This window comes from Parasphingorhabdus sp. (assembly GCF_059726685.1).
The window spans coordinates 1,500,205-1,513,123 of sequence record NZ_AP041068.1 but is presented as its reverse complement, the minus strand read 5'-3'; the positions used below and the strand labels follow the sequence as shown (position 1 = coordinate 1,513,123).

At 55.9% G+C, this 12,919-nt stretch carries 13 protein-coding genes; all 13 read left to right on the top strand.

Going from position 1 to position 12,919, the window contains the following annotated elements; translation table 11 throughout:
* Nucleotides 1-28 precede the first annotated feature (28 nt).
* The 13 genes from AC6I9Z_RS07545 to AC6I9Z_RS07485 all read left to right on the top strand — a co-directional run bounded on the left by AC6I9Z_RS07545 (nucleotide 29) and on the right by AC6I9Z_RS07485 (nucleotide 12,914).
* Nucleotides 29-1,927 (top strand): TonB-dependent receptor plug domain-containing protein, encoded by a 1,899-nt coding sequence (locus tag AC6I9Z_RS07545; protein WP_461454859.1) that lies wholly within the window; start codon nucleotides 29-31, stop codon nucleotides 1,925-1,927.
* Nucleotide 1,928: 1 nt separating this feature from the next.
* Entirely contained in the window at nucleotides 1,929-2,909 is a 981-nt protein-coding gene (locus AC6I9Z_RS07540; protein WP_461454857.1) for an aminotransferase class I/II-fold pyridoxal phosphate-dependent enzyme, read from the top strand.
* Nucleotides 2,909-3,520 carry a cob(I)yrinic acid a,c-diamide adenosyltransferase gene (cobO, locus tag AC6I9Z_RS07535; protein WP_461454856.1) on the top strand — a complete coding sequence of 204 codons (612 nt, stop codon included), beginning with the start codon at nucleotides 2,909-2,911 and terminating at the stop codon, nucleotides 3,518-3,520. The genes AC6I9Z_RS07540 and cobO overlap by 1 nt, the downstream gene beginning before the upstream one ends.
* A complete protein-coding gene (locus AC6I9Z_RS07530; RefSeq protein WP_461454854.1) occupies nucleotides 3,517-4,398 on the top strand; it encodes an ABC transporter substrate-binding protein in 882 nt (293 codons plus the stop codon). Before cobO ends, AC6I9Z_RS07530 begins: the two co-directional genes overlap by 4 nt.
* The gene (locus AC6I9Z_RS07525) at nucleotides 4,395-5,378 is read left to right on the top strand and encodes a FecCD family ABC transporter permease (RefSeq protein WP_461454852.1); all 984 of its coding nucleotides are present in this window, start codon (nucleotides 4,395-4,397) and stop codon (nucleotides 5,376-5,378) included. The genes AC6I9Z_RS07530 and AC6I9Z_RS07525 overlap by 4 nt, the downstream gene beginning before the upstream one ends.
* The gene (locus tag AC6I9Z_RS07520) at nucleotides 5,378-6,151 is read left to right on the top strand and encodes an ABC transporter ATP-binding protein (RefSeq protein ID WP_461454850.1); all 774 of its coding nucleotides are present in this window, start codon (nucleotides 5,378-5,380) and stop codon (nucleotides 6,149-6,151) included. The genes AC6I9Z_RS07525 and AC6I9Z_RS07520 overlap by 1 nt, the downstream gene beginning before the upstream one ends.
* Nucleotides 6,148-7,089, top strand: coding sequence for an adenosylcobinamide-phosphate synthase CbiB (gene cbiB, locus AC6I9Z_RS07515; protein WP_461454848.1), 942 nt, complete (start codon nucleotides 6,148-6,150; stop codon nucleotides 7,087-7,089). The genes AC6I9Z_RS07520 and cbiB overlap by 4 nt, the downstream gene beginning before the upstream one ends.
* Nucleotides 7,077-8,537, top strand: a complete 1,461-nt coding sequence (locus tag AC6I9Z_RS07510; RefSeq protein WP_461454846.1) for a cobyric acid synthase — start codon at nucleotides 7,077-7,079, stop codon at nucleotides 8,535-8,537. The genes cbiB and AC6I9Z_RS07510 overlap by 13 nt, the downstream gene beginning before the upstream one ends.
* Complete coding sequence (bluB, locus tag AC6I9Z_RS07505) at nucleotides 8,534-9,184, top strand: 5,6-dimethylbenzimidazole synthase (RefSeq protein WP_461454844.1); 651 nt, start codon at nucleotides 8,534-8,536, stop codon at nucleotides 9,182-9,184. The genes AC6I9Z_RS07510 and bluB overlap by 4 nt, the downstream gene beginning before the upstream one ends.
* The gene (cobT, locus tag AC6I9Z_RS07500) at nucleotides 9,181-10,194 is read left to right on the top strand and encodes a nicotinate-nucleotide--dimethylbenzimidazole phosphoribosyltransferase (protein WP_461454842.1); all 1,014 of its coding nucleotides are present in this window, start codon (nucleotides 9,181-9,183) and stop codon (nucleotides 10,192-10,194) included. Before bluB ends, cobT begins: the two co-directional genes overlap by 4 nt.
* A complete protein-coding gene (locus AC6I9Z_RS07495; protein WP_461454840.1) occupies nucleotides 10,191-10,988 on the top strand; it encodes an adenosylcobinamide-GDP ribazoletransferase in 798 nt (265 codons plus the stop codon). The genes cobT and AC6I9Z_RS07495 overlap by 4 nt, the downstream gene beginning before the upstream one ends.
* Nucleotides 10,985-11,518 (top strand): histidine phosphatase family protein, encoded by a 534-nt coding sequence (locus tag AC6I9Z_RS07490; RefSeq protein WP_461454838.1) that lies wholly within the window; start codon nucleotides 10,985-10,987, stop codon nucleotides 11,516-11,518. Before AC6I9Z_RS07495 ends, AC6I9Z_RS07490 begins: the two co-directional genes overlap by 4 nt.
* 331 nt (nucleotides 11,519-11,849) lie before the next feature.
* Entirely contained in the window at nucleotides 11,850-12,914 is a 1,065-nt protein-coding gene (locus AC6I9Z_RS07485; RefSeq protein WP_461454836.1) for an efflux RND transporter periplasmic adaptor subunit, read from the top strand.
* Nucleotides 12,915-12,919: the final 5 nt, after the last annotated feature.

Here is a 12,919-nt window from a genome sequence, read left to right as displayed (position 1 = left end):
TTTGAATGATTGTCAAAAAGGAATATTCATGCGTTTTCATAGTTTTATGTTATCAACCACTGCATTGGCGGTGTCTTCGCCGGTACTCGCCGAGACGGCAGTAATTACCGAAGATGGTGAGGATATCATCGTCGTAACAGCCTCTCGGTCCGAGCAGCCTTTGTCCCAAACCGGCCAGTCCATCTCCGTGATTGACCAAGAGCAGATAGAACGGCTCCAAAGCGTGACGGTAGCAGATATTCTTCGCACTGTGCCGGGCGTTACTTTCAACCGCAATGGTGGCGTCGGTACATCGACGTCGGTCAATATTCGCGGCGCGGATTCCAGCCAGACGGTTGCCTTGATTGATGGGGTCAAACTGAACGATCCATCATCCCCGGGCAGCGGCTTTAATTTTGGCAATTTGCTAACTGGCAATATTGCCCGCATCGAAGTCCTGCGCGGATCACAATCAGTTATCTGGGGCAGTCAAGCAATTGGCGGGGTAATTAACACCATTACGCGCGCGCCGACCGATGACATTCGTATCAATGCTCGCGCAGAATATGGTTACCGCGATACCGGCCAGGCTGTGGGGAATATTTCCGGGCGCTTTGGTCCCGTGGCGGCGAGCATCGGTGCCGGCTATTTTCGAACCGATGGCTTTTCAACCTTTAACGAAGATCGCGGCGGGGTCGAGCGCGATGGCTATCGCAACTTCGGTGCAAATGGCAAATTTGAAATCACGCTAAGCGATACCATATCCATTGATCTGCGCGGCTATTATTCAGATGGCCGGACGGATATTGACGGCTTTGCACCGCCGACATTTACCTTTGGCGACACGCCGGAAACATCAGAAACCGAAGAATTTGTGGGCTACGCCGGGCTGAACGTTGCTTTGCTGGACGGCCGCTTTCGCAATCGTTTTGCTTTTGCCTATACCAACACAAAGCGCGACAATTTCAATCTCGCCGTCCAGACATTTGATGCACTGGGCCGGAATGAACGCTTTGAATATCAAGGCGTGCTTGACATATCCGACATGTTTCAAGCCACGATCGGAGCGGAAAGGGAAGACTCGCGCTTTCGCAGTTCCAGCTTTGGAGCCCCGTTCAGCCGCGCCAATGCAAGCATTGACAGTTTTTACGGACAGTTGCGGATAATGCCTCTGGACGGGCTAACTGCGACGGCGGGCGTTCGCCATGATGATCATAGCAGTTTTGGCGGTGAAACAACTTTTGCAGGAGATATTGTGTATAGCCCCAATGAAGGTTTGACGACTTTCAGAGCCAGCTATGGTGAGGGCTTCAAAGTGCCATCGCTGTTTCAGCTATTCAGTGATTTTGGTAATGACACGCTGCGTCCCGAACGAGCAGTAAGCTGGGATGCAGGCATCACGCAGCAGCTAATTGACAACAGGTTAGAGCTTTGGGCCACTTTGTTTCGGCGCAACAGCAAAGATCTGATCAATTTCATCGGCTGTCCCGTACAGACGGGTATTTGCACGAACCGGCCTTCTGGCACCTATGACAATGTAGGACGAGCCCGGGCACAAGGTGTTGAACTGGGTATTACCATGCGTCCGGCCGATAGTCTGACATTTGCCGCAAACTATACACTGGTCGATGCGAAAAACCGGGATAATGATCTGGTATTGGCGCGGCGCCCAAGAAATAGCGTCAACGCCTCAATCGACTATGACTGGGCTTTTGGCCTCAAAACCGGTGCGACGATCAGTCATGTCGGTGGAAGTTTTGATAACACATCCAATAGCCGGGAGTTAGCGGGCTATGTGCTTGTCGATCTGCGAGCCGCTATGCCGATAACCGACAATATCGAATTTTATGGCCGGATCGAAAATCTGTTTGATGAAGAATATGAAACGATTTTCCGGTTCGGCACACCGGGCCGGTCTGCCTTTGCCGGTGTCCGGTTGAGCTACTGATATGAATGCCCGGTCAACCGCCGATCCGTTCCGCTTTCATGGCGGACGGTTGGCGGCTGCGGCTGCGCATTTTGATCGCGCACGCCAGCCTTGGGTTGACTTGTCGACCGGGATTTGTCCGTGGGCATATCCGGTTCCTGATCATGATCCGGCAATCTGGCACCACCTGCCGGAACCGGAAGAACTGGAGCAACTGGAGGCAGCAGCGGCGGAGAGTTTCGGCGTGCCTGATCCGGATGAGGTTGTAGCGGTTCCAGGGAGTGATATCGCGATCCGGCTGCTGGGAACGATTTTTTCGGACCGAGCTGCAGCGATGCTAACTCCCATTTACTCAGGACACCGAGCCACGTGGCCGGATGCCGCGGAAATAACGATGGACGATGCAGCGCACCATGATTTACTTATTCTTGCCAATCCCAATAACCCCGATGGCCGGAAAATTGCACCGGAGCGGCTCAGGGAATTGCCGGGGCAGCTAATTGTTGATGAAGCCTTTGCCGATACCGATCCGGAGATCAGCCTTCTGCGTGACCGCGCTGGCGCTATTGTCTTGCGATCCTTCGGCAAGTTTTTTGGGCTACCGGGAATAAGGCTGGGCTTTGTCATTGCCGACCTGCCGGTGGCACATCAACTGAGGCAATTGCTTGGTGACTGGCCGGTTTCCAGTTCAGCGATTGCCATTGGCACTAGTGCTTACCGAGATCAGACATGGCAACATCATCACCGCCAACGAATAAGTTGTGCAGCCAATGCACTGGACCATCTGCTGGAGCAAGCGGGACTGGAGATCGTAGGAGGTGCGTCTTTGTTTCGGTTGGCAACACATAACCAAGCATCGGAAATATTTGAACATTTGGGACAGTCGGGCATATTGGTACGACCGTTCGCAACAGATGAGCGGCAATTGCGTTTTGGATTGCCCGCCAGTGACGCTGACCGGGACCGGCTGACAAAGGCCTTGCAGGATTGGAGGCAGAAATAATGACGGAATCAGAAGACAAGTTTGCGAAACATAACGCGCGGATGAAGCGGGTACAGGCGGCGCGTGAAAAAATGCAGGCCCGCCGGACGATCGAACGCGGTTTGTTGATCGTTCACACCGGCAACGGAAAGGGAAAGTCGTCTTCAGCTTTTGGAATGGCGATCCGCTCGCTCGGTTGGGGCATGAAGGTGGGGATTGTGCAATATGTGAAGGGAAGCTGGGAAACGGGGGAGAAAAACTTCTTTCAGGCCAATCCTGATCTGCTGACCTTTGAAGTCATGGGGGACGGTTTTACCTGGGACACGCAGGACCGGGAACAGGATATCGCCGCAGCCAAAGCAGCCTGGGAGCGGTCAAAGGAACTGATCATGGATCCTGAATATGATTTTATCATTCTCGACGAACTGAATATTGTGCTGCGTGATGACACGCTCGACATCAAGGAAATCACTGAATTTCTGAAGCAACGCCCGTTGGAGAAACATATTTGCATAACCGGCCGGAATGCGAAACCCGAGCTTGTCGAAATGGCGGATCTGGTCACCGAATTCGAAGAGGTGAAGCATCCTTTCAAAGCCGGCTTCAAAGCTCAAAAGGGCGTTGAATATTGAGATATGCAGCGGCATTGATCGCTGCGATTGCGGCTCTGCTTTGGCCGACAGCTCTGGTCGAAGCCGAAGTTGTCATGCGCAGGGCGAAAAACAAGATTCCTGCCCACCCGAAACGCATTGTGTCGATTAATCCCTGCGCTGATGCGCTATTGCTGCAGCTTGCCGACAAGGGGCAGATCGCCTCTGTCAGTCACTATTCGCATGACCCCCAGGCAACATCGGCGCCCTTGCGTCAGACCTTGCGATATCCTGCCACATCGGGAACGGCCGAAGAAATACTGGCTATGCGGCCAGATCTGGTTGTCGCCGGGTCTCATGTCGCCATCCCCACAGCTATGGCACTGGAACGGTTGAATATTCCCCTCGTCAAATTAGCAATCCCGCAGAGTGTCGCGGAAAGCCGACAGCAGATTTCCGAACTGTCTGAAATCGTAGGCGCACCGGACAGGGGCAGGCATTTGAACAAAGCCATCTCTGCCGCCTTTGCAAAGGCGAAACCCGCGGATGACAAACTGGTACCCGCATTAATCTGGCGCAGCGGCGGCCTCGTTCCAGGCGATGGCACGCTGCCGGACGAATTGCTGCGTCACACCGGATTTGAGAATGTCAGTAAGAGCTACGGATTGAAGCAATGGGACATTCTGCCACTGGAACATCTGGTGGCGCGTCCGCCGCAGCTGCTATTTTCCAATGGCGGACAGATGGAGAGCAGTGGGCACCGCGACCGCATGCTTTCCCATCCGGTTTTCAAACGTCTCTCCAACCGGATCACTATTGCGGATTATCCTGCCCGGTTGCTGCACTGCGCAGGCCCGACATTGATTGAAGCGGTGACGACGCTGTCCGAAGCGCGCCGGAAATTGAGGAAGCCTTCATGAGCTGGCTTGATCGCAAAACCTTGTGGCTCAACGGCCTGCTGCTGATAGCTTTGATCGTCACGATGCTGTTGTCGCTTGCCGTAGGCAAGGTCTGGGTCGCGCCATCGGCATGGTTGGGCGATGATCTCAGCGCGTTGATCATTATGGAATTGCGTGTGCCGCGGACAATATTGGGCGCAGCCATCGGCGCGGCACTGGGCATGGCAGGCGCCACGATGCAGGGCTATCTGCGCAATCCCTTGGCGGACCCGGGCGTTTTTGGCGTGTCCGCGAGTTCCGCCCTGGGCGCTGTGACCTCACTCTACTTTGGTTTTGCCCTGACGGCCTGGCTGCTTCCTGTTTTTGCCCTGATTGGCGCAGGCATCGGCATGGCTTTGCTGACCCTGCTTGCAGGAAGATCAGGCAGCTTGATCCTGTTCACGCTTGCTGGTGTTATTCTGTCCAGCCTCGCAGGCTCTTTGACCTCATTGATGATCAGCCTGGCACCCACACCCTTTGCAACGACGGAAATTGTCACCTGGCTCATGGGGGCGTTAACCGATCGCAGCTGGGATGATGTGAAACTCGCGGTTCCGATCATAGCAATCGGCATGCTGTTTCTGATCGCGACCGGTCGTTCACTGGACGCCCTCACTCTGGGCGAAGACGCCGCCCGATCAATGGGTGTCAACATATTGCATTTACAGTGGTTTGCCGTGATTGGCGTAGGCCTGACCGTCGGCGCATCCGTCGCCGCCGCCGGGATTATCGGGTTTGTCGGCCTCATTGTGCCGCATCTTGTAAGGCCTTTTGCCGGGCATCGGCCATCAGCCGTGTTGCTCCCCTCTGCCCTTGCCGGTGCACTTCTGCTCGTCGGTGCGGACAGTGCGGTCAGGATCCTGCCCAGCGTAAGCGAATTGCGCCTTGGCATCGCAATGTCTCTGCTCGGCGCACCGTTCTTCATGGCGTTGCTGTTCAAAATGCGCAGGGAACTGAACTGATGTCGCTGGCTTTCGAAAACATCTCTCTAACATTGCGTAATCGCAAGATACTGGATGACGTCAGTGGTCTGTTCAAGCGTGGACGCGTGACCGTCATACTGGGCGCCAATGGCGCTGGCAAAAGCAGCCTATTATCCTGTCTGGCAGGTCTCCGGCAACCGCAAACGGGCCGCATAACAGTGGATGATCGATCGATTCACGAGATGGAGGGTAAAGAGCGTGGGCGCTTGATCGGCCTTTTACCGCAGCGTCCCGATATCCACTGGAACATTGATGTCAAAACGGTTGTCGGGCTTGGTCGACTGCCACATTCCGGACGCTGGGGAATGAACGCGGCCGATCATGAGGCGGTCGCAAGGGCCATGGAGGCAACAGATTGTACCGGACTGGCAGAACGCAAGGTGCTGCGTCTGTCTGGCGGCGAGCTGGGCCGAGTGTTGTTGGGCCGGGTTCTCGCCGGGGAACCACAATGGTTGCTGGCCGACGAACCGCTGGCCAGCCTTGATCCCGCCCACCAGTTCGATATTCTGGATAAACTGAAAAATTATGCGGCAGCGGGAAATGGCGTCGTGATTGTTCTACACGACCTGACTCAGGCGGCCCGCTGTGCTGACGATATCATGATCATGAAAGACGGTGCAATATTGGCGGCAGGTTCCCGTGATGACGTGATTGTTCCTGATATCATGGCTCAGGCCTACGGTGTCGAAGTCCAGATCAGCACCAGCGACAACGGCGAGCCCCTAGTCGTTCCTGTACGGCGTTTGAGATGACGGTGGCGGGGATAGCGGATCGGCCGGAACTTTTACTCGTCGTCCTCGTGACGGAGGCTCTGCTCGGTTATCCGGATGCTCTCCACCGCCGCATCCCCCACCCGGTGACGTGGGCCGGAAGTTTGATCTCCCGTCTAGAGCATATATGGAACACAGGTAGCGTACCAAAAAGACGTCTGGCCGGAATCTGCACGTTGCTGGCCGTGACAGGGTCAGCCGCGGGGCTTGGGATCATGCTGGAAACGATACTGACCGGCTGGTTCGGATGGGCCCTGCTGGTACTTATTGCCACCACTGGTCTGGCGCAGCGCAGCCTTTATTTTCATGTAAGAAATGTTTTGATGCCACTCGAACAGGGCGAGATAGCGCCCGCGCGGCAAGCACTATCGATGATTGTCGGCCGCGACACCGAAAATCTGGACGAGCGTGCCATCGCTTCGGCGGCTACCGAAAGTCTGGCGGAAAGCTTTTGCGATGGCATTGTGGCCCCGGCATTCTGGTTTCTGGTCGCCGGTCTACCCGGCTTGTTCGTGTTTAAGACCGTAAGCACGGCGGACAGTCAAATTGGTCATCTGGACGAGCGTTATCGGTATTTTGGCTGGGCAGCGGCGCGCTGCGACGATGTAATGAATTTCGTTCCCGCGCGGATCGCGGGCCTGTTGATCTGTATCGCCGGAATGGGCGGATGGCGGATCATGGTTCGCGATGCGGCCAGGCACTTGTCTCCCAATGCGGGTTGGTCGGAGGCGGCAATGGCTGGCGCCCTAAACGTGCAAATGGGCGGCGGTGCTACCTATGATGGGGAATGGATAGCCAGAGAGACACTGGGTGATGGCGAGCGACCCGGGCCGGGTGATCTGAAGGCCGCTCTGGCCATCTATGTGCGTGCTTGTCTTGCTTTGTGGTTGCTCGTCGGGGGGCTCATATGGGCGCTGTAATGCTACAGGGAACCGGCAGTGACGTCGGCAAGTCAGTGCTAGTTGCCGGGCTTTGCCGCTTATTGACGAACAAAGGAATGACGGTCCGGCCGTTCAAACCGCAGAATATGTCGAACAATGCCGCCGTAACGCCCGAAGGCGGCGAAATCGGAAGGGCTCAGGCACTGCAGGCCATCGCCTGCCGGGTGTCATCGCATGTCGACATGAATCCGGTACTGCTCAAACCGCAATCCGATAAAACGGCGCAGGTGGTTGTCCATGGCAAGGTTCATGATACCGGGGATGCCGGTTATTTCCGGGATCAGAAACAGGAATTGCTGGATGCCGTTCTGGCCTCTTATCAGCGATTGTCATCAAAGGCCGATATCGTGCTGGTCGAAGGCGCAGGAAGCCCGGCAGAGATCAACCTGCGTCAGGGAGATATCGCCAATATGGGCTTCGCCCGGGCGGCGGGTGTTCCGGTCGTTCTGATCGGAGACATTGATCGCGGCGGCGTGATTGCTGCGTTGGTCGGTACTAAGGCCGTGATTGATCCCGCAGATGCCGACATGATCCACGGGTTTCTGATCAACAAGTTCCGCGGTGATGTAAAGCTGTTTGATGATGGCTATACGGCCATCACCGAGCGCACTGGCTGGACCGGGCTGGGCGTAATTCCGTGGCTGCCTATGATCCACAAACTGCCGGCGGAAGACGCCGTGGTGTTGCAGCAATCGAAACCCGTGGAAGATGGCATTGTCGAGATCGCGGTGCCGATGCTTTCGCGCATCGCCAATTTTGACGATTTCGACCCGCTGCGCCTCGAGCCGCAGGTTCGCCTGCGCATGATACCGCCCGGTGAACCGATCCCTGCCAGCGCATCGTTGATCATTATCCCAGGCACAAAGGCAACTATCGCTGATCTGAAATTTCTGCGTGCGCAAGGATGGGATATCGATATTGCTGCCCATGTTCGGCGCGGCGGCTCCGTACTGGGTATTTGCGGCGGATATCAAATCCTGGGTAAAAGCATTTCTGACCCGGAGGGAATTGAGGGGACGGCTGAAACCATTGCGGGCCTCGGATTACTTGCCGTTCAAACCACATTAACCGCTGCCAAAACGCTGGGTCGCGTTACCGGTAAGTCGCTCGCCGATGATCAGGATTTTACCGGCTATGAGATTCATGCGGGAGAAACCCGAACCGGCGGCATGGACCGGATGTTACGGTTGACTGACGGACGGCAGGACGGCGCGGTGAGCAAAGACGGTCGCATATCGGGCTGCTATGTCCATGGGCTGTTTGACACAGCGGCCCAGCGACAGGCATGGCTGGCCCGGCTGGGAGCCATTTCCAATGGTCTGGATCAGACAAATATTGTTGATCAGGCGCTGGATGAACTTTCAGAAGCCTTGGAAAAACATATCAACATTGACGAGTTGCTCGTCATTGCGGAACGTGCCGCATGACCAATTCCCAACATCCGGTGTTTGACAAACAGTTTCGTGCACAATTCGACAAGCTGCTGGCTTGGCGCCGCGACGTACGCCGGTTCGATGACCGCCCCATAGATGCGGGTATTGTGGACGACTTGCTGGATCGGGCCTGTCTTGCCCCTTCCGTCGGCAATGCTCAGCCCTGGCGGTTTGTATCTGTGCGGACAGCCGCCATTCGATCATCTGTTGCCGATCATGTTGATGTCGAGAACCGCAAAGCAAAGGATGGATATGACAACGATGAAACACAATCGGAATATCAAAGACTGAAGCTGCACGGATTGCGTGAAGCCCCTGTGCATCTCGCTGTCTTTTGCGACGAAGGGACAAAGGACGGCCGCGGTCTTGGGCGTCAGACCATGTCCGAAACTTTGACTTGGTCGGTTGTCATGGCAATCCATAATTTGTGGCTGTCTGCCCGCACGCAGAATATCGGACTGGGCTGGGTTTCGATTCTGCAACCCGAAGAAATCAACCGCATTCTTGATGTGCCGGATGATTGGCGGCTGATTGCCTATCTGTGTCTGGGCTATCCGCAGCAGGAGAGCGACGAGCCGGAGCTGTCTACACTGGGCTGGCAGGATAGAATTGATCGGTCGAAGACGAGATTTATGCGATGACTGTAACGGCAAAACAGGTGGCCGATCATCTTGATGCACTGGCCAAACCGCAAGGTAGTATGGGACGACTGGAGGAACTGGCAGTCGCGCTGGCGGTCGCGCAACAAAACCTCCGACCGCAAACCAAACCCCGTCGCCTCGTCCTGTTTGCCGGCGATCACGGAGTGGTCGAAAGCGGGGTATCAGCATGGCCTTCGGTGGTCACGACCGCGATGATTGAAACCATTCTGGCAAAAAAGGCAACCAGCAGTGCGCTGGCGACCACACAATCGGTGGACTTGCGACTGGTTGATACGGGCAGCATAAACCCAGCGACCAATGGCAAAGATTCACCAACGTTTAGCGATGCACGTATCGCTGCCGGAACAGCTGATCTGTCAAAGGGTCCGGCAATGACGAAAGATCAGTTTCACGCAGCCTGGGATATCGGAAAGGCAGAGGCGCGGCTTGCATTGGACGAAGGTTCTGTTCTGCTAATGGCTGGCGAGATGGGCATCGGAAACACGACGCCAGCGGCCTGCCTGACCATGTTGCTGGCGAGCGCTGATGCCGGTAACGCTGTGGGGCGCGGTGCCGGTGCAGGTGACGCAGTGTTGGTAAAAAAGCGGGATATTGTCGCGGGTGCCACGGAAAGATCGGTGGGGTTGCTGGCCGTTGATCCGGTAGCCGCGATAGCCGGTATTGCCGGCTTCGAGATAGCCGCAATCGCGGGATATTATGCACAAGCAGCCGATCAAGGTTCAACAATATTGCTCGACGGTTATGTCACTACTGCAGCGGCCCTCATCGCCGAACGTCTCCAACCGGGGACTTCCAGGCGTATGATCGCGGCGCATCTTTCAGCAGAACCGGGGCATAGAGTAGCTCTTGATCATCTTGATCTGCAGCCTTTGCTCGAATGGGATATGCGTCTTGGCGAAGGGACAGGGGCGCTGACTGCCCTGCCCTTGCTCGACAGTGCTGCGGCCTTGCTAAATGACGTCGCTAAGCTTTCGGATATCATGCCATGACTGACAAACCGTCCATCAGCTGGTGGATGCCGCCAATGCTGGCCGTGCAGTTTCTGACGCGGATTCCCGTACCGGGATTGAACCGGCTGACTGCGGAACAGGCACGATACGGCCTGACCCGGTCGGTGGTCTGGTTTCCACTGGTGGGCGCTCTGGTCGGTGCACTGACTGCCGCCGTGCTGGTGGGCACCGCTCATATCTGGCCGCGCGCGATTGCTGTGATCATCGCGCTGCTGTTTGAAGCACGCTTGACAGGTGCTTTTCACGAAGATGCCGTGGCGGATTTCTGCGACGCTTTCGGTGGCGGCCATGATCGGGAATCGACGCTGCGGATCATGAAAGACAGCCGCATTGGCAGCTATGGCGCTCTTGGGCTTCTGCTTACGGTTGGCCTACGTGCTGCGCTTTTGATTGCACTGCCGCAGAACATGGTCATTGTTGCACTCATAGCCTCCGCCTGCTTTGGCCGGTTGCTCGCGGTTATGGTCATGGCGCTTGTTGCTCCGGCTAATACCGCCAGCGAAGAAGGACTGGCCAAGGATGTCGGTGCACGCACCGGATTGCGCGACCTGTTTTTGGCTATGATCGTGGCATCACCTTTCATCGGTTTTTTTGCCTGGTTTCATGTTTTCGCGGCCATGCTGACCATATTGGGAGCAGCCCTGTTCCTGATTTGGTTTCGCTCTCTGTTACTGCGACGAATAGAGGGAACTACGGGAGACTGTCTTGGTTTTGCGGCCTATGCCGGACAATTGATCTTGCTACTCGCCGCACTGGGGTTTGCTGATCTGTGATCTGGCTGGTTCGGCATCCGCAGGTGGCCCTGCACTGGCAAAACCGTTGCTACGGCGTCAGCGACATGGGTTTGAGCCGCGAAGGCGCTCGCTTCGCCAAGCAGCTTGTTTCCGATCTGGTTGGATTGTCACCGGACGTTATCGTGCATTCCGACATGCGCCGAACCCGACATATTGCGGAACAAGTGGCGAGCAGCCTGTCGATCAAGGCGAGTGCCGACAGCCGTTGGCGGGAACGGGATTTTGGTAGCTGGGAAGGCCGCAGCTGGGATGCCATCTATCGCGAAACCGGCAATGCGATGGACGGGATGTTGGACAACCCGGACGGATTTCGACCAGGTGGTGGAGAAACGACGACGGAACTGGTGGCGCGGGTGCTCTCCGCATGGCGAGAATTGCCGACCGAAAAGACTGTCGCCGTTATCACTCATGGTGGCCCGATTGCAGCCATATTGGCAAACCAGAACAATGCCCCATTACGATCTTTGCCTGACTATATCCCTGCACTGAATTCAGTCAGCAGGCTTTAGGAACCGGGGACAGGTTGGCAATTTCGAGTATCTGTTTCGAGACCCGCTTCAGACACGTGCTGGGAAATCGGTACAAAATATCAGATTTCAAGAAACGCGGTAAACGTAATCCAATAGTTGTAACCATCGATGAACTGGCGATGGCACTGAAAGTTGGGCATTCAAAATTGATCTCACCCCGATTTGTGAGTGTCAGCTCCATCCCAAAAGCGGATAATTCAGTAAATCTAAACGTGGATAGAAGAAACCTGTTGTCGAGAGCTATCGCGCGCACTAGCATCTGCCTTCCCCGCCTCGGCTGCAACATCGAGATTTTGGAAGGAGTTCTCGTGTGAAACGATTCTCATGGCCCGCCGGGTTTGTTCTCGGCTTCACCTTTTTGCTGCAAGCTTGTGATGTACCGGCACAAACAGACACGGTTACTGAACCGCGCCCCGCCAAACTGCTGAAGTTGAATGAACAGGCAGAGCAGGCCAGCAACAGCTTCCCGGCGGTGATCCGGTCAGTAAGGTCCACAGATCTGGCGTTCCAGGTTGGGGGGCAGATCACCACCTGGAAGGCATTGGGAGGGGAATTCTATCGAAAAGGTTCCGTCATTGCCGGGCTTGACCCCCGCAGTTTTCGCAATGCCGTTACGCAGGCAGAAGCCCAGTACCGCAATGCAGACAGCGAATATCAGCGCGCGCTGCGGCTGATCAAGGAAGATGCCATATCGCGAAGTGTGGTCGAAAGCAGACTGGCGCAGCGACAGGTGGCACAGGCGACACTGGATGATGCCCGGAAAAGTCTGGCCGATACCGTCCTGCGGGCGCCATTTTCCGGGTTTATTGGCAGAACCTATGTTGAACAGTTCCAGAATGTGCAGCCACAAGCTCCGGTGGTAACGATGCAGAGCAGTGCGGTGGAGGCGATCGTGAATGTCCCCGGCAGTTTCGTGCTCAATTCCAACAGGATCAATTATTACAATACCTTCGTCGAGCTGGATGCCGCGCCGGGACGTCGTTTCCCGGCTGTTTTCAGGGAGGCGACCGGCCAAGCGGATCAATCCACACAAACTTTTGAAGGGCGCTTTACCTTTCAGCCGCCTGCGGATTTGGTGGTGCTGACCGGCATGACTGCAACATTGTCTTTCGATTATGATCTGGATGGACGCGGCGCCGATGGCATTGCCGGGATATCCATTCCGCTGGCGTCGGTTGTGACCGAAGGCGGAAAGAAATATGTCTGGGTGGTGAAACCGGTGGAGCGCACGGTCGCTCAGCGGGAAGTTCAACTTGCTGATCAGGTCGGGCAGAACGTCATTGCGACCAGGGGACTGAAGGTCGGGGAAACAATTGTCGCATCGGGCGGCGCTTATCTGCGAAAGGGTGATCGTGTTCGCCCCTGGAAGCGATAGGCCCG

Bases quoted from the DNA above. Each gene is read 5' to 3' on its own strand.
- cobO (WP_461454856.1), top strand. From the start codon at position 2,909: ATGACGGAATCAGAAGACAAGTTTGCGAAACATAACGCGCGGATGAAG.
- cobT (WP_461454842.1), top strand. From the start codon at position 9,181: ATGACTGTAACGGCAAAACAGGTGGCCGATCATCTTGATGCACTGGCC.
- cbiB (WP_461454848.1), top strand. From the start codon at position 6,148: ATGACGGTGGCGGGGATAGCGGATCGGCCGGAACTTTTACTCGTCGTC.
- bluB (WP_461454844.1), top strand. From the start codon at position 8,534: ATGACCAATTCCCAACATCCGGTGTTTGACAAACAGTTTCGTGCACAA.
- AC6I9Z_RS07545 (WP_461454859.1), top strand. From the start codon at position 29: ATGCGTTTTCATAGTTTTATGTTATCAACCACTGCATTGGCGGTGTCT.
- AC6I9Z_RS07495 (WP_461454840.1), top strand. From the start codon at position 10,191: ATGACTGACAAACCGTCCATCAGCTGGTGGATGCCGCCAATGCTGGCC.
- AC6I9Z_RS07510 (WP_461454846.1), top strand. From the start codon at position 7,077: ATGGGCGCTGTAATGCTACAGGGAACCGGCAGTGACGTCGGCAAGTCA.
- AC6I9Z_RS07540 (WP_461454857.1), top strand. From the start codon at position 1,929: ATGAATGCCCGGTCAACCGCCGATCCGTTCCGCTTTCATGGCGGACGG.
- AC6I9Z_RS07525 (WP_461454852.1), top strand. From the start codon at position 4,395: ATGAGCTGGCTTGATCGCAAAACCTTGTGGCTCAACGGCCTGCTGCTG.
- AC6I9Z_RS07520 (WP_461454850.1), top strand. From the start codon at position 5,378: ATGTCGCTGGCTTTCGAAAACATCTCTCTAACATTGCGTAATCGCAAG.